The organism is Arthrobacter cheniae (assembly GCF_003602275.1).
Taxonomy (GTDB): Bacteria; Actinomycetota; Actinomycetes; order Actinomycetales; family Micrococcaceae; genus Arthrobacter_D; species Arthrobacter_D cheniae.
In genome coordinates, this window is record NZ_QZVT01000003.1 from 28920 (window position 1) to 54988 (window position 26069).

At 67.7% G+C, this 26069-nt stretch carries 27 protein-coding genes; 4 read left to right on the forward strand and 23 right to left on the reverse strand.

Features of this window, described 5'->3' with window-relative positions:
- Window positions 1–24 precede the first annotated feature (24 nt).
- The 3 genes from rplT to infC all read right to left on the reverse strand — a co-directional run bounded on the left by rplT (window position 25) and on the right by infC (window position 1984).
- Window positions 25–414 (reverse strand): 50S ribosomal protein L20, encoded by a 390-nt coding sequence (rplT, locus tag D6T63_RS05825; RefSeq protein ID WP_120148089.1) that lies wholly within the window; start codon window positions 412–414, stop codon window positions 25–27.
- Between the two features lie 92 nt (window positions 415–506).
- Entirely contained in the window at window positions 507–701 is a 195-nt protein-coding gene (rpmI, locus tag D6T63_RS05830; RefSeq protein WP_026531962.1) for a 50S ribosomal protein L35, read from the reverse strand.
- A gap of 104 nt (window positions 702–805) precedes the next feature.
- On the reverse strand, window positions 806–1984 hold the full coding sequence (gene infC, locus D6T63_RS05835; protein WP_235830578.1) for a translation initiation factor IF-3: 1179 nt from the start codon (window positions 1982–1984) through the stop codon (window positions 806–808).
- 340 nt (window positions 1985–2324) lie between these two features.
- On the opposite strand from infC, the gene D6T63_RS05840 reads away from it, so the two are divergent.
- Entirely contained in the window at window positions 2325–2768 is a 444-nt protein-coding gene (locus tag D6T63_RS05840) for a DUF1844 domain-containing protein (protein ID WP_120148437.1), read from the forward strand.
- Window positions 2769–2924: 156 nt separating this feature from the next.
- On the opposite strand, the gene D6T63_RS05845 is transcribed toward D6T63_RS05840, so the two are convergent.
- The 8 genes from D6T63_RS05845 to D6T63_RS05875 all read right to left on the reverse strand — a co-directional run bounded on the left by D6T63_RS05845 (window position 2925) and on the right by D6T63_RS05875 (window position 9215).
- On the reverse strand, window positions 2925–4226 hold the full coding sequence (locus tag D6T63_RS05845) for an MFS transporter (RefSeq protein ID WP_120148090.1): 1302 nt from the start codon (window positions 4224–4226) through the stop codon (window positions 2925–2927).
- 27 nt (window positions 4227–4253) lie between these two features.
- Entirely contained in the window at window positions 4254–5123 is an 870-nt protein-coding gene (locus D6T63_RS05850) for an SseB family protein (RefSeq protein ID WP_120148091.1), read from the reverse strand.
- Window positions 5120–5878: a bifunctional 1-(5-phosphoribosyl)-5-((5-phosphoribosylamino)methylideneamino)imidazole-4-carboxamide isomerase/phosphoribosylanthranilate isomerase PriA gene (gene priA, locus D6T63_RS05855; RefSeq protein ID WP_120148092.1), complete on the reverse strand. Its 759-nt coding sequence runs from the start codon at window positions 5876–5878 to the stop codon at window positions 5120–5122. The genes D6T63_RS05850 and priA overlap by 4 nt, the downstream gene beginning before the upstream one ends.
- Before the next feature lie 54 nt (window positions 5879–5932).
- On the reverse strand, window positions 5933–6091 hold the full coding sequence (locus tag D6T63_RS19150; RefSeq protein WP_182976893.1) for a hypothetical protein: 159 nt from the start codon (window positions 6089–6091) through the stop codon (window positions 5933–5935).
- 4 nt (window positions 6092–6095) lie between these two features.
- Complete coding sequence (hisH, locus tag D6T63_RS05860) at window positions 6096–6734, reverse strand: imidazole glycerol phosphate synthase subunit HisH (RefSeq protein ID WP_120148093.1); 639 nt, start codon at window positions 6732–6734, stop codon at window positions 6096–6098.
- Window positions 6731–7348: an imidazoleglycerol-phosphate dehydratase HisB gene (hisB, locus tag D6T63_RS05865; protein WP_120148094.1), complete on the reverse strand. Its 618-nt coding sequence runs from the start codon at window positions 7346–7348 to the stop codon at window positions 6731–6733. Before hisB ends, hisH begins: the two co-directional genes overlap by 4 nt.
- A gap of 143 nt (window positions 7349–7491) precedes the next feature.
- A complete protein-coding gene (locus tag D6T63_RS05870; protein ID WP_120148095.1) occupies window positions 7492–8586 on the reverse strand; it encodes a histidinol-phosphate transaminase in 1095 nt (364 codons plus the stop codon).
- 92 nt (window positions 8587–8678) lie between these two features.
- On the reverse strand, window positions 8679–9215 hold the full coding sequence (locus D6T63_RS05875) for a LysM peptidoglycan-binding domain-containing protein (RefSeq protein ID WP_120148096.1): 537 nt from the start codon (window positions 9213–9215) through the stop codon (window positions 8679–8681).
- Window positions 9216–9604: 389 nt separating this feature from the next.
- Between D6T63_RS05875 and lexA the strand changes: the two genes are divergently transcribed.
- Complete coding sequence (gene lexA, locus D6T63_RS05880) at window positions 9605–10315, forward strand: transcriptional repressor LexA (protein WP_407923720.1); 711 nt, start codon at window positions 9605–9607, stop codon at window positions 10313–10315.
- 141 nt (window positions 10316–10456) lie between these two features.
- Here lexA and D6T63_RS05885 read toward each other — a convergent pair whose 3' ends face one another.
- Together D6T63_RS05885 and hflX are read right to left on the reverse strand one after the other, a co-directional pair.
- Window positions 10457–12538 (reverse strand): ATP-dependent DNA helicase, encoded by a 2082-nt coding sequence (locus tag D6T63_RS05885; RefSeq protein WP_120148097.1) that lies wholly within the window; start codon window positions 12536–12538, stop codon window positions 10457–10459.
- A complete protein-coding gene (hflX, locus tag D6T63_RS05890) occupies window positions 12531–14126 on the reverse strand; it encodes a GTPase HflX (RefSeq protein ID WP_120148098.1) in 1596 nt (531 codons plus the stop codon). Before hflX ends, D6T63_RS05885 begins: the two co-directional genes overlap by 8 nt.
- Before the next feature lie 121 nt (window positions 14127–14247).
- Here hflX and D6T63_RS05895 point away from each other — a divergent pair, with 121 nt between their 5' ends.
- Window positions 14248–14859, forward strand: a complete 612-nt coding sequence (locus D6T63_RS05895) for a class I SAM-dependent methyltransferase (RefSeq protein WP_120148099.1) — start codon at window positions 14248–14250, stop codon at window positions 14857–14859.
- A 36-nt stretch (window positions 14860–14895) separates the two neighbouring features.
- On the opposite strand, the gene dapF is transcribed toward D6T63_RS05895, so the two are convergent.
- From dapF to D6T63_RS05925, 6 genes are all read right to left on the reverse strand, one after another.
- Entirely contained in the window at window positions 14896–15861 is a 966-nt protein-coding gene (dapF, locus tag D6T63_RS05900) for a diaminopimelate epimerase (protein ID WP_120148100.1), read from the reverse strand.
- A 4-nt stretch (window positions 15862–15865) separates the two neighbouring features.
- Window positions 15866–16777, reverse strand: coding sequence for a tRNA (adenosine(37)-N6)-dimethylallyltransferase MiaA (gene miaA, locus D6T63_RS05905; RefSeq protein WP_120148101.1), 912 nt, complete (start codon window positions 16775–16777; stop codon window positions 15866–15868).
- On the reverse strand, window positions 16774–18321 hold the full coding sequence (miaB, locus tag D6T63_RS05910) for a tRNA (N6-isopentenyl adenosine(37)-C2)-methylthiotransferase MiaB (RefSeq protein ID WP_407923710.1): 1548 nt from the start codon (window positions 18319–18321) through the stop codon (window positions 16774–16776). The genes miaA and miaB overlap by 4 nt, the downstream gene beginning before the upstream one ends.
- A 55-nt stretch (window positions 18322–18376) precedes the next feature.
- On the reverse strand, window positions 18377–19351 hold the full coding sequence (locus tag D6T63_RS19730; protein ID WP_235830579.1) for a regulatory protein RecX: 975 nt from the start codon (window positions 19349–19351) through the stop codon (window positions 18377–18379).
- Window positions 19352–19356: 5 nt separating this feature from the next.
- Entirely contained in the window at window positions 19357–20400 is a 1044-nt protein-coding gene (recA, locus tag D6T63_RS05920) for a recombinase RecA (RefSeq protein ID WP_120148103.1), read from the reverse strand.
- Window positions 20401–20602: 202 nt separating this feature from the next.
- Complete coding sequence (locus D6T63_RS05925; RefSeq protein ID WP_120148104.1) at window positions 20603–20821, reverse strand: DUF3046 domain-containing protein; 219 nt, start codon at window positions 20819–20821, stop codon at window positions 20603–20605.
- 85 nt (window positions 20822–20906) lie between these two features.
- Here D6T63_RS05925 and D6T63_RS05930 point away from each other — a divergent pair, with 85 nt between their 5' ends.
- The gene (locus D6T63_RS05930; RefSeq protein WP_120148440.1) at window positions 20907–21416 is read left to right on the forward strand and encodes a MarR family winged helix-turn-helix transcriptional regulator; all 510 of its coding nucleotides are present in this window, start codon (window positions 20907–20909) and stop codon (window positions 21414–21416) included.
- 54 nt (window positions 21417–21470) lie between these two features.
- On the opposite strand, the gene D6T63_RS05935 is transcribed toward D6T63_RS05930, so the two are convergent.
- The 4 genes from D6T63_RS05935 to D6T63_RS05950 all read right to left on the reverse strand — a co-directional run bounded on the left by D6T63_RS05935 (window position 21471) and on the right by D6T63_RS05950 (window position 26049).
- Window positions 21471–21911: a helix-turn-helix domain-containing protein gene (locus D6T63_RS05935; RefSeq protein WP_120148105.1), complete on the reverse strand. Its 441-nt coding sequence runs from the start codon at window positions 21909–21911 to the stop codon at window positions 21471–21473.
- 121 nt (window positions 21912–22032) lie between these two features.
- Entirely contained in the window at window positions 22033–22560 is a 528-nt protein-coding gene (locus D6T63_RS05940; protein ID WP_120148106.1) for a CinA family protein, read from the reverse strand.
- 18 nt (window positions 22561–22578) lie between these two features.
- Window positions 22579–23166: a CDP-diacylglycerol--glycerol-3-phosphate 3-phosphatidyltransferase gene (gene pgsA / locus D6T63_RS05945; RefSeq protein WP_120148107.1), complete on the reverse strand. Its 588-nt coding sequence runs from the start codon at window positions 23164–23166 to the stop codon at window positions 22579–22581.
- Between the two features lie 9 nt (window positions 23167–23175).
- Window positions 23176–26049, reverse strand: a complete 2874-nt coding sequence (locus D6T63_RS05950; RefSeq protein ID WP_120148441.1) for an FtsK/SpoIIIE family DNA translocase — start codon at window positions 26047–26049, stop codon at window positions 23176–23178.
- Between the last annotated feature and the right edge of the window lie 20 nt (window positions 26050–26069).

Consider the following 26069-nt stretch of genomic DNA (forward strand, 5'->3'; position numbering starts at 1 on the left):
CAGGACCCGCGGCAGCCGATGTGCCTAGGCCGAAGCCTTGAGCGGAGCCGACGTGTCGGCCGGCAGGGCGTTCTTGGCGAGCTGGACGAGCGCAGCGAAAGCGGCGCCGTCAGTCACGGCAAGATCGGCGAGCATACGGCGGTCGACCTGGATCTCGGCGGCCTTGAGGCCCTGGATCAGTCGGTTGTAGGTCAGTCCATTGGCGCGGGACGCAGCGTTGATGCGCTGGATCCACAGCCGGCGGAAGTCGCCCTTGCGCTTGCGGCGGTCGCCGTAGCTGTAGACGAACGAGTGGAGCAGCTGCTCCTTGGCCTTGCGGTACAGGCGCGAGCGCTGTCCACGGTAGCCCTTGGCGCGCTCGAGGATGACGCGACGCTTCTTGTGGGCATTGACTGCCCGCTTCACACGTGCCACGTGTGTACTCCTTCAGTTCTTCTCCGGTCACGGCCGTAGCCGCAGCACCGCACCGATGGTGCGCGCGCTTTCCCGAAGGGATGGATTGGTGGTTAGATGCCGAGCATCTTCTTGATGACCTTGGTGTCGGCCTTCGAGACGATCTTGTCGCTTGCAAGGCGGCGGGTCAGGGTCGAGGACTTGTGCTCCAGGTAGTGGCGGCGGTTGGCCTGCTGGCGCTTGAGCTTTCCGCTACCGGTCAGCTTGAAGCGCTTCTTGACGCCGCTGTGGGTCTTCATCTTCGGCATGGGAACCGATCTCCTTCTTGTAGCCGGGGCGGATGCACCCGGAGGTCGGCACCCGAGGGTGCCTGCTGGTTGTCGAACATGCCCGGCAGGGACAGGGCGCGAGCCTAGTCCGTGCTTCCGGGCTTGGGACGGCTGGTCGGGCTCTTGGAGGGAGCCGCCCTGCCGGCAGGCTTGGGGGTCGCCGACGGCTTCGGCGCTCCGGGCTTCGGCATGACCGATGGCTTGGCTGCCGGCTTCGGTGCCGCGGCGGCTTGAGGTGCAGTCGCTGTGGCGGGATCGGATGCCGGAGCTGCGGCAGGATTCGGTGCCGGGGCCGTTGCCGGCCTCGGTGCGGACGAGGTCGTTGCCGGCCTCGGTGCGGACGAAACCGGACGGGACGCTGCCGGACGCTCTGTAGCAGGCCTCGGTGCAGACGAAACCGGACGGGACGCTGCCGGACGCTCGCCGGTGGGCCTGGAGGAGGTCGACCGCGGGGCCGACGACGGGACGCGCTCCGGAGCGGCCTTCGGCGACTCCGTCCTGGGTGCCGACGTCGTCGGTGCTTCGGTCCTCGGAGCGGCGGCAGCCTGTGGCTGATCCGCAGTCTCTGGCACCTCGACCGCAGGTGTCTCCGGTGCGGCCGCTTCGGGTGCCTCGGGCTGCGTGTTGATGGCGTAACCCTCCGGCAGCAGGTCCGCGAGGGACTGCGTGAACGGAGCATTATCGCTACCTGACGTGTCCACGCGTACGGGGCCGTCTCCGGACTTGGCAGCCTCGTTGGCCGCCTTCGCGTCGGCGCGCTGGGTCTCGCGTCGGGCTTCCGCCTTTGCCTCGGCCTTGTTCTTCGTGGGGCCGATCACCATGACCATGTTGCGGCCGTCGATGCGCGGAGTCGACTCCACGACACCGACCTCGGCGACGTCATCTGCGAACTTCTGCAGCAGACGGATACCCATCTCGGGGCGCTGCTGCTCACGTCCGCGGAACTGGATCATGGCCTTGACCTTGTCGCCGGCACCGAGGAATCGCATGGCGTGCCCGCGCTTCGTCTCGTAGTCGTGCGTGTCGATCTTCAGGCGGAAACGAATCTCCTTGAGGACCGTGTTGGTCTGGTTCTTCCGCGCCTCGCGGGCCTTGACGGCCGCTTCGTACTTGTACTTACCAAAATCCATGAGCTTGGCCACCGGAGGCTTTGCCTGCGGTGCTACCTCAACCAGATCCAGGTCGGACTCGGCGGCAAGTCGGAGGGCGTCTTCGATTCGGACGATTCCTACCTGTTCGCCGGCAGGTCCAACCAACCGCACCTCGGGAACGCGGATACGATCATTGATTCTTGGCTCGCTAATGTGTGGCTCCTGTAAATTTCTGAACGGAAACCGCCTGCAAACGAAAGAAGGCCTTCCATTGCATGCGCAATCGAAGGCCTCGGTAACCGGTTCTGGGAATTCGGGGGAAGCGTGAGCTCCCCGCACGATCATCTGCAGGACCGACCAGGTGACCCGGCTGCCTGCAATGCGGCCAAGGGCCGCACCAGGCAAACGCGGGTGGGAGAGGACTCCGCTTGCATTCCGGTCCGTTGCAGGTGGCTCCTTGCAGAGCACAGCGAGTAACAGTGACCGGGTGGTCTATGCCAAGCTTACCAGTATGAACACGCCACACGACAATCCGCAGCACTCCCCCGATCCCGAACCTGCGAACCCGTCCCGGCGCAGCTTCACGGAGGAGAACCAGGATGGCCCGGACGCAGCGGAGCAGGACGTCCGTCAGCAGATGCGCGACATCTCCGAGGTGGCCGCCGTCGAGGTCATCGTCACGTCGGCCGTCCACCTCATGAGCGCAGCGGCCGTGAAGTGCGGCCTGGGGCACGAGGAGAATGCCGAGCAACTCAAGGACCTCGACGAGGCGCGCAAGCTCATCACCGCCCTCGCCGGCTTCGTCACCGCAGCTGCGCCCGAGATCGGCTCCCAGCACGCCGGTCCCTTGCGCGACGGCCTCCGGTCACTCCAACTCGCGTTCCGGGAGGCGTCCATCATTCCCGATCCTCCGGGCAAGGGGCCCGGCGAGAAGTACACCGGTCCGGTCAACTGACCGGCCTGCACCACGACGGCTGTCCCGCGGGAGGCCCGCGCCGATGGACGGTGCGGGCCTCTCTTGTTCCCGGCACCTTCCTCCTGCTGCTTCCTGCCCTACTCCTGTCCGTGCCGTCGTACGCACGTGCGGGTCTTCCGGGGGCAGGGGTACCGCCTACCGCAGCGCCTGCGCTGCGTCGGGCCGGATCGGTCCCAGGGGCCTGGTGCGCATCGAGAAGCCGACGACGCCGATCAGCGAGGACACCACCGCCACGGCGGTGAAGCCACCCCAGGGTCCGGTCGCGTCGATGAGGACGCCTGCGACGGGAGCTCCGAGTGCGACCCCCGAGGTCAGCGCTGATCCGTACCAGCCCATCGCCTCGCCCCTGCGGTCCTCCGCCACGAGATCGGCGACCTTCTCCGAAGCAGCGGAGAGGACCGGCGCGCACAGCAACCCCGCGGGGATAGACAGCAGGGCCAGGGACAGCGTCGTGTCGGCGAAGGCCAGGGGCAGCGTCAGCAGTGCCATGCCGAGCAGGAGGAGCGACGGCGGGATGGGCCTGTGCAGCGCTCCGTAGAGGACTCCACCCACCACGGATGCCGCGCACCAGGCGACGAAGACCAATCCGAGTTGCTCCTCGTTGCCGGAGAGCTCGAGCGCCGCGATGATCCCGACCTCGGTTCCGGACAGCACGAGCCCGGCCCCGGCGGCGACGACCATCACGATGACGAGGGGGACTGTCAGCCACGGCAGTGCCCTGCGCACACCCCTGCGGACGAGTGAGTCCTTCGCGGCGGGTTCGGCGCCGGAGTTTCGCGCACCGATGAGGTCGGCTGCAGCTTCGCCGACATTGGACGGGGCGGCCGCGGTGACCGTGACGGCGTCGGGCAGTTGCTCGGAGCGTGTCGGCGGGTTGAACCACATGAGGAAGAGCCCCGCCGACGCCGTGGCGATTCCCACGAGCGTCAGACCGAGCACGGTGGAGACCTGCGTGGCGAGGACGACGCCCACCGCCGGACCCGCCATGAAGATGACCTCCGTGGAGATCGCGTCGAGGGTGAACGCGGTGCGCCGGCGGTTGCCCTCGACGAGGACGCCGAGGGCCTGACGGATGACGGAGAAGGCCGGCAGTGTGAACAGGCCGCCCACGAGGGCGGCGACGAGCAGCCAGTGGTAGGGCAGGTGCGGGGCTACGGACCAGATGATCGCCTCGGCCACCACCGACGGGATCAGTGCACGCCGCAATCCGGCGCTGTCGATCCGCCGGCCACGCCAGGGGGCACCGACGGCTATGCCGATGGTGACGACGGCGGCCACCGCGCCCGCCTCGGCATAGCCGCGGTCGAGGGTCTGCACCACGTGCAGTGTCAGCAGCACCCCCGCAGCCGAGTGCGGGAACCGGGCGATCATCCCGACGATCAGCAACCTCCGGACGGAGCGGATGCGCAGCAGGTCCCGGTATACGGCGAAGTTCACGTGTCGTCTTTCTGGCTGACGCCTCCGTCAGCTGATGAGTTTGATGTCGAGCGAGTCGACGCGTTCCACGAAATCGGTGAGCCCGAGCAACGTTCCTCGGAGTGAGGCGACGGCGTCGCGCACCCCCTCCGAGGTCAACCCGGGGCGGAACCGGACGTCCATACGCAGCTCGGGCCCCGATCCTCCACCGCAGGCAATGCTACCGTCGGCGCTCCGGCTGAGGACGCCGGCGCCGGGCCGCAGCGCGACGGTGATGATGTCCTGGTGATCGAGCGCGGCAGCCCCGACGAGCGAGGACAGCGTCTCGTCCTCATAGGACGGCGTCCACTCGATCTGCTGGGCGAGAGCCCACACGGCAGGACGGCGCAGGACGAAAGTCAGGTCGGCGCCCGGGTCGAGCACCATGAGTTCGGCGCCCTCGGCTACCGCGGCGAGGGCGGCGCGGGAGGCGTAGGCTGCGACGGGCCGTGCATCCGCGTGCCAGCGCTCGAGAGCCACGGTGGACGAGAAGACGGGCAATGCCTTCCGACCGTCAGGAGCCGTGAGCGTGACGAGCGCCATGTCGGCTTCCTTGTCGGAGTGCATGCCGGCGCGGGACGCGGCAGCGGCCTCCCCGGGCTCGCTCAGCCGGGCCACGATCGGGATGAAGACCCGCGCCGTGGTGAGCGACTCGAAGACCTTCCGCTCGAGCGGTCCGGGCTGGTCCGGTTGCAGGACGACCAGCGCCGCCACGGCGGCAGCGAGCCGGGGATCGGCGGTGCCGTCGTCGTCGTCGAATGCGTGCAGGGGATTGTCCGGACCCGAGAGGTCGCGGCCGGCCCACGGTCGACCCGCGGAGTCGCCGGTATTACCCGCGAGTGCAGCGGCGATATGGGCGGGGAGCTGCCTGCCCGTCACGCGTCCGCGCCGGGCAACCCTGCGACGTCGAGCGCCTGCGGCAGGGTGAAGGCGCCGGCATAGAGCGCCTTGCCGACGATCGCTCCCTCGAGGCCCCTCGGCACGAGTTCCCGGAGTGCCGCGATGTCGTCGAGGCTGGAGATGCCCCCCGATGCGACGACGGGGCGCGTGGTCCTGGAAAGGACCTCCTTGAGCAGCTCGATGTTCGGCCCCTTCAGGGTCCCATCCTTGGTCACGTCCGTGACGACGTACCGGGCACAGCCGGCGTCCTCCAGGCGCTGCAGGACCTCCCACAGGTCCCCGCCCTCCTCGGTCCAGCCCCGGGCTGCCAGGGTGGTGCCCCGGACGTCGAGGCCGACCGCGACGGCGTCGCCGTAACGGGCGATGGCGAGCTCCGTCCACTCGGGGTTCTCGAGGGCAGCCGTGCCGAGGTTGACGCGTGTCGCGCCGAGTTCGAGGGCCGCGTCCAGCGAGGCGTCGTCACGGATGCCACCGGAGAGTTCCACCTTGATGTCGAGGTGCTTCACCACGCGCTCGAGGAGGGCTCGGTTCGAGCCCCTGCCGAAGGCCGCATCGAGGTCGACGAGGTGTACCCACTCGGCACCTGCTTCCTGCCAGGCGAGTGCGGCATCGAGGGGATCCCCGTAGTTCGTCTCGCTGCCGGCCTCGCCCTGGACGAGGCGGACGGCCTGGCCATCGGCGACATCGACGGCCGGGAGGAGTTCGAGGGTGGGCGATTCGGAGAAGGGGCTCATGGTCTGCTTTCGTACGGGCGGGGTGACCGCGCTGTCAGGTGGTGAATGAACCGGCTAGTCGCCGGGAAGCGTGAACAGGTAGGCCGCGAGGAGCGACAGACCGGCCAGCGCGAGGAAGGCGATCCACACCCACAGCGGGAATTCCTGGCTGCGCAGGGAGAACGCCCCGCCGATGAGGAGGCCGGCGACGCCCATGAGCACCAGGCTCAGCATCCGGTCATCGCAGGCCCTCGATCCAGTTCCGCAGGAGCTGCGCCCCGGCGTCGCCCGACTTCTCCGGGTGGAACTGCGTGGCGCTGAGGGGCCCGTTCTCGACCGCGGCGATGAACGGCCCGCCGTGGTTCGACCAGGTGACCTGTGGGGGCTTCATGGCGGGCTGCGTGACGTCGAAGGACCAGTCCTGCACACCGTAGGAGTGGACGAAGTAGAACCGCTCGTGCCCGATACCGTCGAAGAGGACGGTGTCGTCGGGGGCCTGCACGGTGTTCCACCCCATGTGCGGGACGACATCGGCCTTGAGTCGCTCGACGACGCCTGGCCATTCAGCCATGCCGGGGGTGCGGACTCCGTGCTCCACCCCCTCGTCGAAGAGGACCTGCAGTCCTACGCAGATTCCGAGGACGGGCCGGCCGCCGGCGACCCTCCGGCCGATCATGCGTAGGGCGTCGACATCCTTCAGGCCCTTCATGACCGCCTGGAAAGCGCCGACACCCGGCACCAGCAGTCCATCTGCGTTGAGGACGTCGTCGGGTTTGGCGCTGAGGATGACGTTCGCACCCACGTGCTCGAGGGCCCGCACCACCGACCGGACATTGCCCGACCCGTAGTCGAGCACGGTGACGGTACGCGCTGTCATAGTGCTCCCTTCGTGGACGGGATGCCCTCGACCCTCGGGTCCTGCTCGACGGCTGCGCGCAACGCCCGGGCGAGGGCCTTGAACTGCGCCTCGACGATGTGGTGCGGATCGCGGCCCGCGATGACGGTGATGTGCAGGCAGATACGGGCGTGCAGTGCCAGCGCCTCGAAGACGTGGCGGGTCAGGGACCCGGTGAAGTGCCCGCCGATCAGGTGGTACTCCTGGCCCGCCGGCTCGCCGCCGTGCACGAGGAACGGGCGTCCGGAGATGTCGACGACGGCATTCGCGAGGGCTTCGTCCAACGGCACCGTCGCTTCACCGAAGCGGCGGATGCCGGCCTTGTCCCCCAGCGCGATGCGCAGCGCCTCACCGATGGCGATCGCCGTGTCCTCGACGGTGTGGTGCACATCGATATGCGTGTCACCGGAGGACTTGATGGTCAGGTCGACCAGCGAATGCTTCGACAGCGCGGTGAGCATGTGATCGAAGAACGGGACGGTGGTGTCGATCGACGACACTCCGGTGCCGTCGAGGTCCAGCTCCACGAGGACGCTGGATTCACTCGTGACGCGCTCGATGCGGGCCGTGCGGCCGCGGGTGGCAACTACAGTCATGTCATTCCTTCTGTGCGCTGCCGGTCATCCGGGCGCTGATCGACGAGAGGTCAGGCGTGTACTGGTGCCCGATCCGGGAGGCTCACCACGATCGGGCCCTCCAAGTCTAGGAGACACCGGCCGAGCAAGCCCGCCAGGCCTTGCTACAGCAGCTTCTGCAACGCTGAAAGGAACGCCGTGGTCTCCTGCTCTGTTCCTGCAGTGACGCGCAGGGACCCCGGTATACCGACATCGCGGATGAGCACCCCGGCCGCCAGGAGACCCTCCCACACACCATGGGGATCCGCGAGACCACCGAAGAAGACGAAGTTCGCGTCCGACGGCGCCGGCGACAGCCCGAGGGCCTCGAGTTCACGCACGATGCGGTCCCGCTGGACCTTGATCGCCTCGACGTTGGACAACAGTGTGTCGGCATGCGTGAGGGCTGCGTTGGCCGCTGCCTGGGTGATGGCGGACAGGTGGTACGGGAGGCGGACGAGGCGGAGGGCGTCGGCGACTTCAGGGGCGGCGGCCAGATAGCCGATCCTGGCGCCGGCCAGAGCGAAGGCCTTGCTCATGGTGCGCGACACGAGCAGTCGCGGACGCCCGGGTAGGAGCGTGAGTGCGCTCGGGGTGCCCTTCTGCGCAAACTCGCCGTAGGCCTCGTCGACGATGATGATGGCGCGCGCGTCCTCGCCGGCCTCGTAGGCTGCTTCGATCACGTCGAGGTCGAGCGCGGTGCCGGTGGGGTTGTTCGGCGAGCAGAGGAAGACGATATTGGCCGCCGAGTCGCGCACGGCACGGGCTGTGGCATCAGGGGTCATGGCGTAGGCGGCGCCGCGCGCTGCGGTGACATAGCGGGTACCGGTACCGCTGGCCAGCAGGGGATACATCGAGTAGGTCGGCGGAAAACCGATCGCCGTGCGCCCCGGGCCACCGAAGGCCTGGAGGATCTGCTGCAGCACCTCGTTGGATCCGTTCGCAGCCCAGAGCTGGTCCGGGGTCAACCCGTGCCCGAGGTAGGTGGCCAGGTTCCTGCGAAGCTCGGTGAACTCCCGGTCCGGATAACGGTTCAGCCCGTGGGTCGCCGCTGCCACGGCCGCCACGATCGCTGTGTGTACGTCCGTCGGAACTCCGTGGGTGTTCTCGTTGACGTTCAGGAGGATCGGGACGTCCAGCTGCGGGGCACCGTAGGGGTGCAACCCGACGAGGTCATCACGCAGGGGCAGGTTCGCTAGGGCGTCGACAGATGAGGGCACCGCTCCAGCTTAAAGGATGCCAACCGGCACAACGGCGAGGACGGTCCCGGCCGGTTCCGGGTCCAGGACGACATCCGCGATCGATGGTGCCCCTAGCCGCGGGACGGGATCGAGATGCTCTGCCCTGCCTGGACGAGCGACGAGCGAAGGTCGTTCAGCTCGACCATCTCGGCTACTACTTCGCGAGGGTCCCGCTCGGGGGCGTAGTGCACGGCGAGGTCCCAGAGCGACTCACCCGCTGCGACATTCACCTCGACGATCGACGAGGACACGGGAGCGGCCTCGCCGGCTTGCGCCTGCGATGTGAGGAACGCGCCGAAAATGATCAGCGCCACCACACCGACAGCGATCGGAAGACCTACCAGGAGCAACCTCCCACGCTGAGTGAGGGTGACGGGACGTTCCGCAGTCCGCTGCCTGGAGGTGCGCTCCGCCCCTGCATCGGACCGGAAGGCAACAGCTCGCTCGGCGTCGCCATCGTACTCACCCGAGCGGCGGCCGGCCGGCACCGGAGTGCCTGCCGGTAGCCCGAGAGCAGGAACGAGCCGGAGGCCGGCGCCGGTCTCCGGTCGGGCGGGCTTCAGTGCCCACAGCGCCGTGCTGCCGTGCAGTACTGGTGCTTCAGCCATCGCCATTCCTCTTTCCCTTCGAATACGTCCGTGATCGAACGTCGTTCTTTCGAACACCTGTTCTAATTCGTCTCCGCTTATTTCTAGCACCTGTGAACGACCATTGTCGAGACTCGGTCGAACATATGTTTGAAAAGTGCTCCGGTCTGTCCTAGCGTGAACACGACAGGACATCATCGGCCGAAGCTGCTCCACCCCCGCAGCTGCGCCCCTGATGTTCTCCAGACAACCACCCGCCACTGACACAATGGCTCCTCGGTCCTCGAGGAGCTGGACGGCGGGGATGACGGGACGGACAGTCCCAGGCGAGAGGCGCAACAGTGGCGGAACCAACACCGGCAGCCCGACAGGAATCGAACATCGCTGACGTCCGGACCGGCGCCGTCCCCCTGACCGCCGCTCGTGGCCGACCTCGTGGCCGCTCGGTGTCGAAAGGCCTGACTGCGCGTCAGCTGACGATCCTGGAGACCATCCAGCGCTCGATCGCCGACAAGGGCTACCCGCCCTCGATGCGGGAGATCGGGGACACCGTGGGATTGGCGAGCCTCTCGAGCGTCACCCACCAGCTCGCGCAGCTCGAGCGTCTGGGGTACCTCCGGCGCGACCCCAAGCGGCCCCGTGCCATGGAGGTACTGCTCCCACTGACGCTGCCGTCCGAATCATCCGGTGATTCGAGCGCCCTCTCGACGGAGCAGCGGCTCTCCGCGGAGCACCGGGTGGCAATGGACACGGCACTCGTCCCGCTCGTCGGCCGCATTGCGGCGGGTGGACCGATCCTCGCCGATCAGGTCGTCGAGGACGTCATGCCGCTCCCCCGCCAGCTCGTGGGTCATGGGGACCTCTTCATGCTCAAGGTCTCGGGGGACTCCATGGTCGACGCCGCGATCTGCGACGGCGACTGGGTGGTCGTCCGCAGGCAGCAGAGTGCGCAGAACGGCGACATCGTCGCTGCCCTGCTCGATGATGAGGCGACGGTGAAGACGTTCCGCCAGCGGGACGGGCACACTTGGCTCCTTCCGCAGAACACGCGCTACGAGCCCATCCTCGGTGACCATGCGAGCATCATGGGGAAGGTCGTCTCGGTGATGCGCGCGCTGTAGGAAGCACGTACCGGTGGGAGGACGCCCGGGTAGGGCATGACCCCCCAGAAGGGCGCCGCAGTCCCAGGACCGCGGCGCCCTTCGTGTTGCCGGGAGGAGTGCGGCCGGGAGGTTCCTCCTTCACCCCTACGAGCGGAGCGATCAGCGTCCGGAAAGCCTTTCGAGGATGCCCGTGACCGTCGCCCTGTCCGTCGTCGCCCAGAAGGGCGGTAGGGCCGCGCGAAGGAATCCTCCGTATCTCGCCGTTGCCAGGCGGCTGTCCAGAACGGCCACGACTCCCCGATCCCCTGTCGCCCGAATAAGGCGACCGGCGCCCTGCGCCAGCCGAACGGCTGCATGGGTCGCGGAGATGCTCATGAATCCGTTGCCGCCATTCCGGGCGACGTCCCGGGTGCGCGCCGTCATGAGTGGATCGTCAGGACGGGGAAAGGGGATGCGGTCGATCACGACGAGACGGCAGGACTGACCCGGCACGTCGACGCCCTGCCACAGGGACATCGTGCCGAACAGGCAGGTATCCGGCTCGTCGGAGAATTGCGTGACCAAAGCGTTCAGCGAGGATTCCCCCTGGCACAGGATCTCGAAGTCGACTTTCGGGCGAAGCGCCTCCGCGGCTTCCTCCGCGGCCCGCTTGGAGGAGAACAATCCCAGCGCTCCCCCGCGGGAGGCCTTGAGGAGGGTCAGTAATTCTTCGAGTTGCGCGTCCGATGTCCCGCGGTCCGGCTTCGGCAGGTCCTTCGCCACGTACAGGACCCCCTGGCGCGGGTAGTCGAATGGGCTTCCGACGTCGATACCGGTCCAGGCCGGGGCACCCGGACCGTTCAGGCCGAGGGAACCCGCCACGGGGCCGAATTCGGATCCGATGGCGAGCGTCGCCGATGTGAGGATCACCGTGTGGCCCTCGAAAAGGCCCTCCCGGAGCCGCCCGGCGACCGAGAGCGGCGCTACGTTCAGCGTTGCGGGTGCGCTCTCGTCCGGCTGGGAGTAGCCCGATCCGGGCGTGAAGCTGCTGGGTCGGGACGCCCACACCACCTCCTTGAGATCGGACGCCGCGAGGATCCGCTCGGCGAGCTCGAAAACGAGGGTGACCCGTGACCGGGCCATCTGTCGGCCGCCGTCGGCGTCGGCGTCGGACTTACCGTCCGTCTTCGTATCGGAGAGGGCTGCGCGCGATGCGTCGCGGACCTGCACCAACGCCTGCTCGAGGTCATCCGGAAGCCCGCCCGGCAGGAGGCCGGAGGTGACCAGCTCGGCGGCCGACTCGAATGCGGTGGCGGCGGTATCGAGGGCGGTCGTGCTGATGGACGCATGCCGGCGCAGGCCGGTGGCGGCAACGCCGACCATGGAGGGGGAAAGCTGACCGGACACGGCGCCCGTCACCCGGTCGTGCAGCTCGTGCGCCTCGTCGATCACGACGACGTCGTACTCGGGCAGCACGGCCAGGCCTTCGAAGGCGCTGATTGCAAGCATCGCGTGGTTCGTGATGATGATGTCGGCGTCGGCGGCGGCGGAACGCGCCTTCTCGCTGAAGCACGCCTGGGCCACGGGACAGCGGGCAGCACCGAGGCATTCCATACTGGACACCGACACCTGGCGCCACGCCCTGTCGCTCACACCCGGCAGGAGATCATCGCGATCGCCCGTCGTCGTCCCTTCCGCCCACTCGCGCAGCCGGACCACCTCCCTGCCCAGCGCGGAAGCGGGAGCGCCACCTCCGACGGCTGGAGATGGATGGGGAACAGCGTCCTCGCCGAGGCTGAAGAGCGCGTCCGGAGCGTCCTCCTCGGGAAAGCCACCTCCGGTCTTGTGGAGGCAGACATAGTTCGATCGCCCCTTGAGCAACGCGATATCGACCGGTCGGGCCAGAGCCGGCTGCACGGCGTCGAGCAGGCGCGGCAGGTCCCGCCCGATGATCTGCGCCTGCAGCGCAAGAGTCGCCGTGGACACGATGGACGGGCGGTCGCTGTCCATGGCGTGGGCGATGAGCGGAACCAGGTAGGCGAGTGACTTGCCCGTTCCCGTTCCGGCCTGGACGAGCAGGTGGTCGCCCGAGTGGATCGCCTCGCTGACCTGCCGCACCATCTCGTGCTGGCCGGAACGCATCTCCCCGCCCATCGCCGAGACAGCGGCGTCGAGCAGCTCGAGCGCCTGCCGCGATTCGGGCGAAGGGCGTCCCGCGTCCGGCGCCGCTACGGCTGCGCCGGACCGCGTGCTGTCACTCATGCCGGATGTACGGCTCCAACTCGGCTGCCAGGCCCTCGCGGACCATCACCTCGAGGCGGGTTCCCTCGTCGACGTGATCCAGGCCGAAGATCTCCACGTCCTCCTCGTGCAGGCGGCTCAGGATCTCGCCGTGCTGGTAGGGCACCAGGAGATCGAGTTTCACGCCGGGACGCGGGATGTTGGTGCTGATCAGCTGCCGGAGCTCGGTCAGGCCCGCACCTGTGCGCGCGGATACGACGACGGTTCGCGGCTCCCGCTGCCGCAGGCGCTCGATGACGAACGGGTCGGCGGCATCGGCCTTGTTGAGCACGATGATCTCGGGGATCTTGCGCGCATCGACCTCCGTGAGCACAGCACGGACAGCGGCGATCTGCCCCTCGGGGTCGGGATGCGAAGCGTCCACGACGTGCAGGATGAGGTCGGAATCGGCCACTTCCTCCAGCGTCGAACGGAAGGCTTCGATCAGCTGCGTAGGCAGCGAGCGGACGAACCCGACGGTGTCGGCCAGCGTGTAACCGATTCCATCAGGCGTCTCCGCCTTGCGGACCGTAGGATCGAGCGTCGCGAACAGCGCGTTCTCTACGAGCACCCCTGCGTCCGTGAGCCGGTTGAGCAGGGAGGACTTCCCGGCGTTCGTGTACCCGGCGATCGCGACGGACGGCACCTGATTCCGTCGCCGGTTCGAGCGCTTGGTCTCACGGGCGGGCTTCATCGCGGTGATCTCGCGTCGCAGCTTTGCCATGCGGGTGCGGATCTTGCGTCGGTCGAGCTCGATCTTCGTCTCACCCGGTCCGCGCGACCCCATGCCCGCGCTTGCGCTACCGACCTGGCCACCGGCCTGGCGGGACATCGACTCACCCCAGCCGCGAAGCCTCGGCAGGAGGTATTCGAGCTGCGCCAGTTCGACCTGCGCCTTGCCCTCACGGCTCTTGGCGTGCTGCGCGAAGATGTCGAGGATCAGGGCCGTCCGATCGATGACCTTCACCTTGACGATGTCCTCGAGGCCGCGGCGCTGCGAGGGGGACAACTCGCTGTCCACGATGACCGTATCGGCTCCCGTGGCCTCGACGATCGTCTTCAGCTCCTGGGCCTTGCCCGAGCCCAGGAACGTCCCGGGATCCGGCTTGAGGCGACGCTGGACGATACCGTCGAGCACCTCGGAACCGGCGGTCTCGGCCAGTGCAGCAAGTTCCTGGAGCGAGTTCTCGGCGTCCTGCGCGGTGCCCTCACTCCAGATACCCGCAAGCACGACCCGCTCGAGCCGGAGTTGCCGGTACTCGACCTCGGTGACGTCCTCGAGCTCCGTGGAAAGGCCTGCGACGCGACGGAGGGCACGCCTCTCCTGGAGGTCCTGCTGGTCGCCATCGGCCTCCGACGGTCCGTCCTCACCCGACAGCGCGAGTGCCCGTGATCGCCAGGTCTTCTCGGTCGGTGTCGTCTCGCCCGGCGCCACTCCCTGGTCGGGTGCTGTCCCCTTCTTCGACTTCGCTACGGCAGCTTCGTCGCTGGCGAGGATCCGATCGATGACGGCCTGGATCTCCTCCGGGCCCATGTCGGCTCCGGTGGAGTGTCCGTTATTCGTGGTCATAATCTCCCTAGTTATCTGTTCCTCAATTCTACGTCCGCCCGAGGCGGCATCGCAGCCTCTTCTCCCAGCGCGAAATCGGACCGAACTGGCTAGTCACGCCGCTGCCACTAGGCTTTCCTTCATGGAGTCCCAGCACTATTTCAGCGCGCAACCGTCCGGACCGGACACGCGCAAACCCCTTTCCGTCGTCCTTGCCGGCGAACGGCGGGAACTCGTCACGTCCTCGGGTCTCTTCAGCCCCGACGGAGTCGACAAGGGGACGGCCATCCTGCTCGACACCGTGCCGGCCCCTGAGGGTTCGCGACTCCTCGATATCGGTTGTGGCTGGGGCCCGATCGCCCTTACGATGGCGCTCGCGTCACCGGATGCGGAGGTCTACGCCATCGATGTCAATGAGCGGTGTATCGCGCTCACTGCCGAGAATGCACAACGCCTCGGCCTCGACAACGTCACAGCAGGCACCCCCGACGACGTCGACCCGTCCCTCCAGTTCGACACCATCTGGTCCAACCCCCCGATCCGGATCGGCAAGCAGGAGCTGCACGCGCTGCTGCTCCGCTGGCTGCCCCGACTCGCTCCGGATGGACGCGCGTGGCTCGTGGTGCAGAAGAACCTCGGCGCCGACTCGCTCCAGCGATGGGTCGCGGGAGAGCTCGGCGAGGGGTTCACCGTGCGTCGGGCGGAGACGTCGAAGTCATTTCGGATCATCGAGGTGCACCGGGTCGTCGCCTGAGGCGTCCGCTGCCTTCGGAAGGCCCGCAGCCCACGGCTAGGCCCCGGGCAGCAGGATTCCCTCCGCTACGAGGACGGCCGGCCCACTGAGCTGGACGTGCTCGCGGCCTTCGGGTCCGTCGAAGAACGTCACGCCGACGACACCGCCGGGTACGGTCACGAGCCATTGGGCCGGTGCTCCCTCGCCGGCCCAGAACCGCGTGGCTGCAGCTGCAGCACACGCGCCGGTTCCACAGGACTGCGTCTCGCCGACACCCCGCTCATGGACGCGCATGGTCAGCCGGCCGACGCCGTCCTCCCCTACCAGCGGGTCCGCTGGAACGACGAGCTCGACGTTGGTGCCCTCGGGGGGCAGGGGTCGGACGGCCGGTGCGCGGTGCAGTTCGGTACGGTCGAGCTCTGTCTGTTCAGCCAGCGCGACGACGGTGTGCGGGTTGCCCATGCTGATGGACAGGGCCGGACGGTCCACGTCGAGCCCCCCGATGGCGACGAGGGAGTCCATGCCGCGCGCGACCGCGGCGTCCGGGACGATGAATTCCCAGGGGCCCATGTCGACGGCGTAGCCGTCACCCGACCGGGTGACCCGCTTGACGCCGCCACGCGTGCCGATCGCCAGTTCGCCGCCCTCCGGGAGCTCGGCTGCCGACCTGGTCAGGAGGAAGTGCGCGAAGACGCGCACTCCGTTTCCGCACATCTCGGATACCGACCCGTCACCGTTGCGGTAGTCCATGAACCACTCCGCAGCGGGGTCCGTCTGCAGGAGCGCGCGGCCCTCGGGCAACGCGGACGACCGGACTGCGCGGATGTAACCATCCGCGCCGATACCGCGGTGACGGTCGCACAGGGCCGCGACGAACGCGGCGTCCGTCGGCGCCTCGCCCTCGGGATCGAGCGTCAGGACGAAGTCGTTACCCGTTCCGTGGCCCTTGGTGAAGGGCAGCCGGGAGGACTGCTGGGTGGGGCTTGCCGTGGGGGCTGCGGTGTCGCCGCGGAAGTCGGTCACCGTCCTAGGATAGGTCCCCGGAGCTGCGCACGAGCCCAACGGCTGTCTCGACGATTCCCGGCTCCTGCCAGTCCAACCAGTCGACGCGCGGGTCGCCGCGGAACCAGGTGAGCTGGCGTCGGGCGAAACGACGGGTGGCGCCGATCGTGTCCTCGATCGCTTCCGATTCGGTCAGGGCGCCGTCGAGGACCTGGAGGAACTGACCGTAGCCGAGGGCTCGGGATGCTGTCCGGCCGTTCCTCAGGCCGGCCGCTGCCAGCTGCTCGACCTCCGAGAGCAGACCCTTCCGGACCATGCCGAGGACGCGGTCGGCGAGCCGTTCCCGCAGGAGGTCGCGGTCGACGCGGAGCCCGATCTGGACCGCCGGCTGGTGGTATTCACGGCGTGGCATGAAGGCGCTGAACGGGCGGCCGCTGATCTCGTGGACCTCCAGGGCCCGGATGAGTCGACGGTCGTCCTCGATACGCTCGGCCGACACGGGATCCACGAGCCGGAGGCGTTCCCGGAAGACAGAGCTGCCCGCGTCGGCGAGCTCCGCCTCCAGTCGGGCACGGACGGCAGGGTCGGTCGGTGGGAAGTCGAGCCGATCGAGGGCCGCCCGGATGTAGAGCCCGGAACCGCCGACCAGGACAGGCACACGGCCGCGACCGCGGATCGCGTCGATGCTGCTCCGCGCATCCTGCTGATAGGCGGCGACGCTCGCTTCCTCCGTGATATCGAGGACATCCAGCAGATGGTGTTCGATCCCCTGCCGCTCCTCCGGTGGGAGCTTGGCCGTGCCGATGTCCATGCCGCGGTAGAACTGCAGGGCATCGGCATTGATGACCTCGCCGTCCAGCCGTTGCGCGAGCGCCACGCCGAGGTCGGACTTGCCGGAACCCGTAGGGCCCACGACGGCGATGACCGGCAGGGTCAACGAGCGTTCCCCCGCACGGGCAGCGCCGGCATTCCCAGCGAGACCGCACGTGGGGCGGCGTCCGACACGGCGGGGACGCTGCAGGATTCGGCCTGGCTCCTGTCCCAGGCATCGCCCGCACGGGATCGGCGCAGGGAGTACTGGCCGGGCATCGGATCGGACAGCAGGTGGAAGGATGCCGCCTCGGTGATCAGTAGCGTGACGACATCACCCGGACGCGGGGTCCCCGCTCCCTCGGGTACGGAGAAGTGGACCAGACGCTGGTCACGGGCCCGCCCGGTGAGGCGATGGGTCTCGCTCCCCTTGCGGCCCTGCTGGTCGGTGACGAGCACCTCGACCCGTTTGCCGACCTGACGTGCGTTCTCCTCACGCGCGATCCGATCCTGGAGAGCGGTCAACCGCTCGAAGCGTTCCTGGACGACGGCCTTGGACAGCTGATCGGGCAGGTCGGCCGCCGGGGTGCCCGGGCGCCTGGAGTACTGGAAGGTGAACGCTGTCGCGAAGCGGGACTGTTCGACGACGTCGAGCGTCGCCTGGAAGTCCTCCTCGGTCTCTCCGGGGAAACCCACGATGATGTCGGTCGAGATGGCAGCATCCGGCATGCGTTCCCGGACGCGCTCCAGGATGCCGAGGAACCGGGAGGAGCGGTAGGACCGGCGCATGGCCTTGAGGACCCGGTCCGATCCCGACTGCAGGGGCATGTGCAGTTGGGGCATCACGTTCGGCGTCTCTGCCATGGCGTCGATCACGTCGTCGGTGAAGGCTGCCGGGTGCGGGCTCGTGAAGCGCACGCGCTCGAGCCCCTCGATGGAACCGCAGGCGCGTAGGAGCTTGGCGAAGGCACCCCGGTCCCCGAACTCGACGCCGTAGGAGTTGACGTTCTGTCCGAGGAGGGTGACCTCGACGGCGCCGTCCGCCACGAGCGCCTCGATCTCGGCGAGGATCTCGCCGGGCCGTCGGTCGCGCTCCTTGCCCCGGAGCGCGGGGACGATGCAGAACGTGCAGGTGTTGTTGCAGCCTACGGAGATCGAGACCCAGCCCGCGTAGACGGATTCACGCCTGGTCGGGAGCGTGGACGGAAAGACGTCGAGGGACTCGAGGATCTCCAGCTGAGCTTCCTGGTTGTGGCGGGCGCGCTGCAGCAGGGCGGGCAGGGCTCCGATGTTGTGGGTTCCGAAGACTGCATCGACCCACGGGGCCTTCGCGAGGATCGTTTCCCGATCCTTCTGCGCGAGGCAGCCGCCGACCGCGATCTGCATGTCGGGCCGTTCGTCCTTCACTGCTTTGAGCATGCCGAGGTTCCCGTACAGCTTGTTGTCCGCATTCTCGCGGACGGCACACGTGTTGAAGACGACGACGTCAGCCTGACCGTCCTCGACGCGGGTCAGGCCGGCATCCTCGAGCAATCCGGAGATCCGCTCGGAGTCGTGCACGTTCATCTGGCAGCCGAAGGTCCGCACCTCATAGGTACGGGTTCCGGCAGGCTCCGGCGGGCGCGCGAAACCGCTGGTGTTGTCGAGGGGGGTGGGAAGTGTCATGCTCACACCCTTAAGCCTACGACTGGCGCCCGGGACGCCCACAATCGCGGCGCACGGCCCCTCACTCCGATGCTTCCGACGCCGCCGCGTCAGCCAGAACGTCCTTAACGATCGAGAAGGCACTACCCGGGTTGTATCCCTTCCGGGCGAGGACACCGACGAGGCGGCGTATCTCCTTGTCCCGCTCTGCGCGGTCGGACAGGTCGGCACCACCGCGACGCTTGCGGCGGACGACCTCACGGGCCTGCTCGAGTTCATCCTCGTCGGAGATGTGCTGCAGGGCGTCTTCCGCCAGTTCCGTATCGATTCCCTTGTCGGCGAGCTCGCGACGCAGGGATGATCTGGACAACGACTTCGCTGCGGTGCGCGTCCGTACCCACATGCGGGCGAACTCCGCGTCGTCGATCAGTTGCACCTCCTCGAACCGGTCCAGCAGCGCAGCGGCAACCGCCGGAGGAACCTCCCTTTCGGCAAGTTTCCGGTTGAGTTGCTGACGGCTCCGGGCCCCCAGGGCCAGCTGGCGCAGCATGACGGACCGACCCTCCGACGCCCACTCCTCGTCGCTCCTGGTCGCAGTGCCGTCCGCAGGATCACCGTCGATGGCCGGGGTCGAGCCGGGATACCGCCCCGCAGCATCGCCTGCGCGGTGCCTCTTCGGCCGACGTCCTCCGTCGGCCGAAGGCCCTGTGCCCTCGTCCGCCGTGGAAGCATCGGCAGAGGATCCGACGACAGGGCCGAAAGGATCATCGAACGGGCGACCGCCGGCGCCTCGGGGGCGTCGGCGTTCAGGCGCCTTGATCGGTCCCTTCCCGGTCTGTTGCGCTCCGCGCTTCTTGCCGGTACCGAACGACGATGAACTACCGAAGGAGGACGAGCTACCGAAGGACGAGGACGCCGAGCGTTTCAGCCCTTTGCGCTTGGAGGGAGTGCGCCCGCCCTCCGGCTCGGGACCTGGCGGCTCAGCAGAGCTGTCGGAACCGAACCGGTCGAAGGAAGCTCCCCAGCCGCCCGATGGGGAGCCGACGTCGCGTGGCATGCGGGCTACTCGCCGCTGACGGCCTTGAGCTTGGGCGCTTCCGGCTCTGCGGGCTGCACGCCGATACCCAGCTTGACCCTGATCTTCTGCTCGAGCTCGTCGGCCAGGCCGGGATTGTCGATGAGGAACTTGCGCGCGTTTTCCTTGCCCTGGCCCAGCTGGTCGCCGTCGTAGGTGAACCAGGCACCCGACTTCTTGACCAGCCCGTTCTCGACTCCGACGTCGATGAGACCGCCCTCACGGGAGATCCCATATCCGTACAGGATGTCGAACTCGGCCTGCTTGAAGGGCGGGGCCATCTTGTTCTTGACGATCTTGGCGCGGGTCCGGTTACCGACCGGATTCACGCCTTCCTTGAGGGTCTCGATGCGGCGCACATCGATACGGACCGACGCGTAGAACTTCAGCGCCTTACCACCCGTGGTGGTCTCGGGACTTCCGAAGAAAACGCCGATCTTCTCGCGCAACTGGTTGATGAAGATGGCTGTCGTCTTGGTCTGGCTCAGGCGACCGGTGATCTTTCGCAGGGCCTGGCTCATCAGTCGGGCCTGCAGACCGACATGGCTGTCACCCATCTCTCCCTCGATCTCGGCACGCGGCACGAGTGCGGCGACGGAGTCGATCACGACGATGTCGATGGAACCCGATCCGATCAGCATGTCCATGATCTCGAGTGCCTGCTCACCGGTGTCGGGCTGTGACACGAGGAGTGCGTCCGTGTCGACGCCGAGCCTCTTGGCGTACTCAGGATCCAGGGCGTGCTCGGCATCGATGAAGGCAGCAATACCGCCGTTGCGCTGGGCGCTGGCGACTGCATGCAGGGCGACGGTGGTCTTACCGGAGGATTCCGGACCGTAGATCTCGACGACCCTGCCGCGCGGAAGGCCGCCTATGCCGAGTGCCGCGTCCAGCGCGATGGAACTCGTGGAGATGGTTTCGATGGGAGCCCTGATCTCGTCTCCGAGACGCATGATCGAACCCTTGCCGTACTGCTTGTCAATCTGAGCGAGAGCTGCTTCGAGGGCTTTCTCGCGGTCTGGAGCGGCCATTCTTCACCTCGGTTTTACTCATGGCCAACAGGCCTGTTTACGTGTTCGTTCCGACTGTATTCGTCTGCGCCGACAGTTTGAGGTGAGCCTGCCGCTATGTGCACAAGAGTGCTCCGCCTCCATGGATATTCTATCCCTGTCCGAACAGATATTCGATTAATCAGTCCGCGTCCCGCGTGTTCGATCACCCGTGGAGGCACCCTCAGCGGGGCTTGATATCCCTGCCGAGCCACCGCTCCTTCGGCACGTCCTGGGCGCGACATACTGCCTCCCATACCGCCTTCGGGTCCGCCCCGGCCTTGAGGGCCTCGGCCGCGGTCCTGTCACCGAGGCGATCCACCACGAGATCCCGGGCGAGGGACCGTGAATACTGCTCTCCGAACTCGTCGTCCATCAGTCGCCAGAAGTCGCTCAACCGCATGTGGAGTTCCCTGCTTTCGTCGTCGATCGGGATCGGTGTGGTCCTACATGGTGTCGACCCCCTCGCGGAACCCTACAATGGCCCCATGAACGCGAAGCCGAGCACCACCGAACCCGGCCCGGGCCTTGCAGCCTACCCCGGTGACGATGCAGACACAGACGCTGCCATCGAGGCCCTCGAGCAACAGCTGAGCATGCTGTGGCGACGCGCCAGGTCCAACTCCTACAAGGTGGCCCGGCGCGTGCACCCCGATATGGAGCCCGCCGCCTACGGTCTCCTCGTGATCCTCCAACGGGAGGGATCCATGCGCCTGACGGACATCGCGGCCAGCGTCGGGGTCGGCAAGCCGTCGGTGAGCCGCCAGATCGCGATGCTCGAGCAACTCGGGCTGGTCCAGAAGGAAGCTGATCCGCTCGACGGGCGCGCGCAGTCCATCTCACTCACAGCGGCAGGAACCCGCCAGCTCGAGGCGGCCCAGACGGCGCGCAAACAGGCATTCCATCAGCTGATGGAGGACTGGGAGGTCGAGGACCTGACGCGGCTCGGTACCCTGATCGCCCAGCTGAACAACACCTACACCAAGGACAACTGGTAGCAGACAGCAGGAAGGCCCGTCCCCACGGGGACGGGCCTTCCTTGTCGTGGGCGACTAGCGGTTCGTGGCCGCAAGTCCCCGACGGAAGTCGTCATTGAGTTCATCGGTCAGGTCATCCCCGAATTCCCGGGAGAACTCCTGGGGGATGGTATCCGGGATGGATACCCCTTCTGCTTCTGCCAGGCGGTCGCTGACTTCCCGCAGCATCGAGGAAAGCGGCACCTCGAGTGCACTGCAGATTGATGAGAGGAGTTCAGAGGATGCTTCCTTCTGTCCACGCTCGACCTCGCTGAGGTATCCGAGGGAAACCCTCGCACTGTGCGACACCTCACGCAGGGTACGGCCCTGGCGCTGGCGTACGTCCCTGAGGACGTCACCGATCTCATGGCGGAGAACCACCAATTTGCGCTCCTTGGGCTTGCGTTGTGCATCATCTGCCAACCCCACATCACGCCAACGGACCACGCCGTTTACGGATACGGGCTGCTTTACCATCTGTATCGCCTTGCTCCCTCATATGTGCGGCACACCATATCGGTGTGCCCCGTGATGATGACCTGCCCGATCTGCTTGAGCTTAGATCGCCAACCCTATCAACGGCCGGCAGTGTTTATAACTAACCCCGTTGACGGTTTGTTCCCTTCGACAGCTCCTGGAGGAGCTCGATCAGGACGGCGTCGCGTGTGGCCTCCCGGACCGCGTCGCGACCTCCGGGGAAGTGGTGCTCGAACGTCGCCGTATGTGATGCCGTCGAAATCGCGGTGAAGACGGTGCCTACGGCCTTTCCCTCGTGGGCTGCGGGACCGGCGACGCCCGTGGTAGCGACGCCGATATCGGCCGCCAGAGCGAGCCGGGCACCGTTCGCCATGGCGGCGGCGACACGGGGATCGACGGCGCCGGCGGTCGCCAGTAGCTGCGCATCGACGTTCAGGAGTTTTTCCTTGACGGCGACCTGGTAGGCGACTATGCCGCCCTGGAGGACGGCCGAAGCACCCGGTACATCGGCGAGTACCGAGGCGACCATCCCGGCTGTGAGGGACTCCGCGGTGGCGATGGTGAGACCGAGTCGGGACGCGAGTGCGACGACGTCGGCTGCAGCTGCGGGCCGTTCCTTTCGCCCGGGCTCTACTCCTCCTGCGGTCACCCTTCGGTCACCCTTCGCTCATCGGCGTGCGCCAGCCCGAAGACGGATCGCCTGGAGGACGTAGTCGACGCCGGTCACCACGGTGATGACGACCGCGGCTGCCATCACGGCTGCGGCGACCCACCAGGTCCACTCTCCGGCGATCGCCTGCAGCGGGATGAGGAACAGCAGGATGGCCACGGTCTGGACGACGGTCTTCAGCTTGCCGCCGCGGGACGCCGGCATCACGCCGTATCTGATGACGGCGAAACGGAGCACGGTGATGCCGAGCTCCCGCGCGAGGATGACGACCGTGACCCACCACCACAGCTCACCCAGGACGGACAGCAGGACCAGCGCGGATCCGATGAGGAGCTTGTCGGCGATCGGATCGGCGATCTTGCCGAAGTCGGTGATCAGGCCCCTGCTGCGGGCGAGGTCGCCGTCGAGCTTGTCGGTGTAGATCGCCACGACGAACGTGGCGACCGCCAGCCATCGGTACAATCCGGAGCGCCCGTCGTCGAGCAGGAGGAACCAGATGAAGAACGGGACCAGGAGGATCCGCACGACGGTCAGGACGTTTGCGATGTTCAGCACCGGTACCGCCGGGCTCGGGGAGCTACTCACGATGTCAGGCTACCTGCCGGTGAGCTTCCAGGCGTCGGTGTCGCCGTCATCATCGGAATCGTCCGCACCGTCGTGGTACTCGACGGCCTGCGCCCTCGACGCGAGATCGTCGGCGACGAGGTCGATCGGCGCCTGTGCCTGTGCCTGGCGCGGCTGCGCTGCGGGCTCGTCACCCCGCATGGCCGCGAGGACCGGCTCGAGGTCGTCCGGCTTCACCAGGACGTCGCGGGCCTTGGAACCCTCCGAGGGACCGACCACGCCACGCGACTCGAGGAGGTCCATGAGCCGACCGGCCTTCGCGAACCCGACCCGCAGTTTGCGCTGAAGCATGGATGTCGACCCGAACTGCGTGGTGACGACGAGCTCGGTGGCCTGCAGGAGGACGTCGAGATCATCTCCGATGTCGTCCTCGATCTGCTTCTTCGGCGCCTCGACCGCGACGTCCTCGCGATACACCGCCTGGAGTTGGCCCTTCACATGCTCGACGACGCGATGGATCTCCGATTCGGTGACCCAGGCTCCCTGCACGCGCATCGGCTTCGAGGCGCCCATCGGCAGGAACAGGGCGTCGCCCTGGCCGATCAGCTTTTCGGCGCCGGGCTGGTCGAGGACCACGCGGGAGTCCGTGACCGACGACGTGGCGAAGGCCATGCGGGAGGGGACGTTGGCCTTGATGAGGCCGGTGACGACGTCGACCGACGGGCGCTGCGTCGCGAGCACCAGGTGGATGCCGGCGGCGCGTGCGAGCTGCGTGATCCTCACGATCGAGTCCTCGACGTCCCGGGGCGCGACCATCATGAGGTCGGCGAGTTCGTCGACGATGACCAGGAGGTACGGGTAGGGGCGCACGACGCGCTTGGATCCCTCGGGCGGGATCACCTTCCCGTTCCGCACTGCCTTGTTGAAGTCGTCGATGTGCTTGTAGCCGTAGTTCGCGAGGTCGTCGTAGCGTGTGTCCATTTCGCGGACGACCCACTGGAGGGCTTCGGCGGCCTTCTTGGGGCTCGTGATGATGGGCGTGATCAGGTGCGGGACGCCCTCGTACGCGGTGAGTTCCACGCGCTTGGGATCCACCATGACCATGCGCACCTCGTCCGGCGTGGAACGCATGAGGATCGAGGTGATCATGGAGTTCACGAAGGACGACTTGCCGGCACCCGTGGCACCCGCCACGAGGAGGTGCGGCATCTTGGCGAGGTTCGCGACGACGAATCCGCCCTCGACGTCCTTCCCGACGCCCATGACCATCGGGTGGTCGGTCTTGCGCGCGTTGCCGGACCGTAGCACGTCGCCGAGGGAGACGGTCTCGCGGTCGGTGTTCGGGATCTCGATGCCGATGGCCGACTTGCCGGGAATGGGCGAGAGGATGCGGACGTCGGAGCTCGCGACGGCGTAGGAGATGTTCTTCGACAGGGCGGTGACGCGCTCCACCTTGGTTCCGGGTGCCAGCTCGATCTCATAGCGCGTGACCGTGGGCCCGCGCGAGAACCCGGTGACCTTCGCGTCCACGTTGAACTGGTCCATGGTGTACGTCAGGGCTGCGACGACGGCGTCGTTCGCTTCCGAACGCTCCTTGGGCGGCGTGCCGGCGGGCAGGTAGTCCGACGGCGGCAGCGTGTAGGCGACGTCGCCGGCGAGCTGCAGCTGCTCGGTGCGCTGCGGGATGGGCGTCGGCGGCATCTGGGGCTGCACCGGGGTGGAGGGAACGATCAGGGCCTTCGCGGCCGGGACGAGATCGATCGCCTCGGTGGCGCCTTCCGGTGCCCGCTCGGGAGCCTCGGCAGGCGGGACGCGGACGGCGTTCGACCGCTTGAGCTCCTCTGCGGCGAGCTCCTGCTTGGTGGGGCGACGGACACCGGCCGGTACTGCGGCCTCGGCCTCGCGGGCGCGGCGTTCCTCGTCCTCGATGACGGCACGTTCGAACGCCTCGTCGCCCACATAGCCGTCGGCGTCATGCCCGGAGTGCTCGCCGTCGAAGGGGGCCTCCTGCCGATCCTTGCCGAACAGCCGCTTGCGGCGCTTCGGCTCCGGCTTCGCCGTTGCGCCGTGCGCCTCGTACAGGTAGCTCTGGTCGTGGCCGTCCGCGCGGCGATGGGCGGCGTCGTCGTCGGGGTCCTGGCCCATCAGGTGCTCGTAGAGCGTGCGCAGGCGGGATGGGATGTGGCGGAAGGGGGTCGCTGTGACGATGAGGATGCCCAGGAAGATCGCCATGACCAGGAGGAGCGCCACCGGCCACACCGTGAGGATACTGCTGAGCGGTCCCGCGACCAGGAAGCCCGCGACACCCCCTGCACGCCACAGCGCATCGAGTCCGTCCGAGAGACCGGGCCGGCCCCCGACCAGGTGGGCGATGCCGGATCCTGCGAACAGGATGGCGAGCTGCCCGATGGCGATGCGGTTGTTGGCGCGATGGCGCTCCGGATAGCGGAAGAGCCGGACGGCGCCGATGCCGAGCATGAACGGGAGGAGCAGTGCCATCCAGCCGAACGTCCCGCCGGCCGCAGCGTGCACGACATCGGCGGGCGTTCCGGTCAGGGCCCACCACTCGACGGCGGCGATGGCCAGGGCCGACAGCAGGAGGAAGAAACCGGAACCGTCACGGCGGAGCTCGCGATCGGGGTTGACGTCGTGCCCGAAGGTGCGGACCCCCGACGCGACAACGCTCGCCATGCCCATCCAGACGGCCCGCAGCGCCCTCAGCGGGAAAGCCGGACCGTCCTCGTGCTGGGGCTCCGGGGCGACCGGCACCGGACGGGTCTTCGCCGGCGTGCGGGCGGTTCCGTTCGTCGGCGCCTTGCTCCGGCCTGTGCCCGCAACGGCGGACGCTCCCTTGCTGCGGGTCTGTTGCCGGCCCCGCGGGGCAGGGGACGTTCGAGTGGCCATGATCTTCACGGTACCCGACC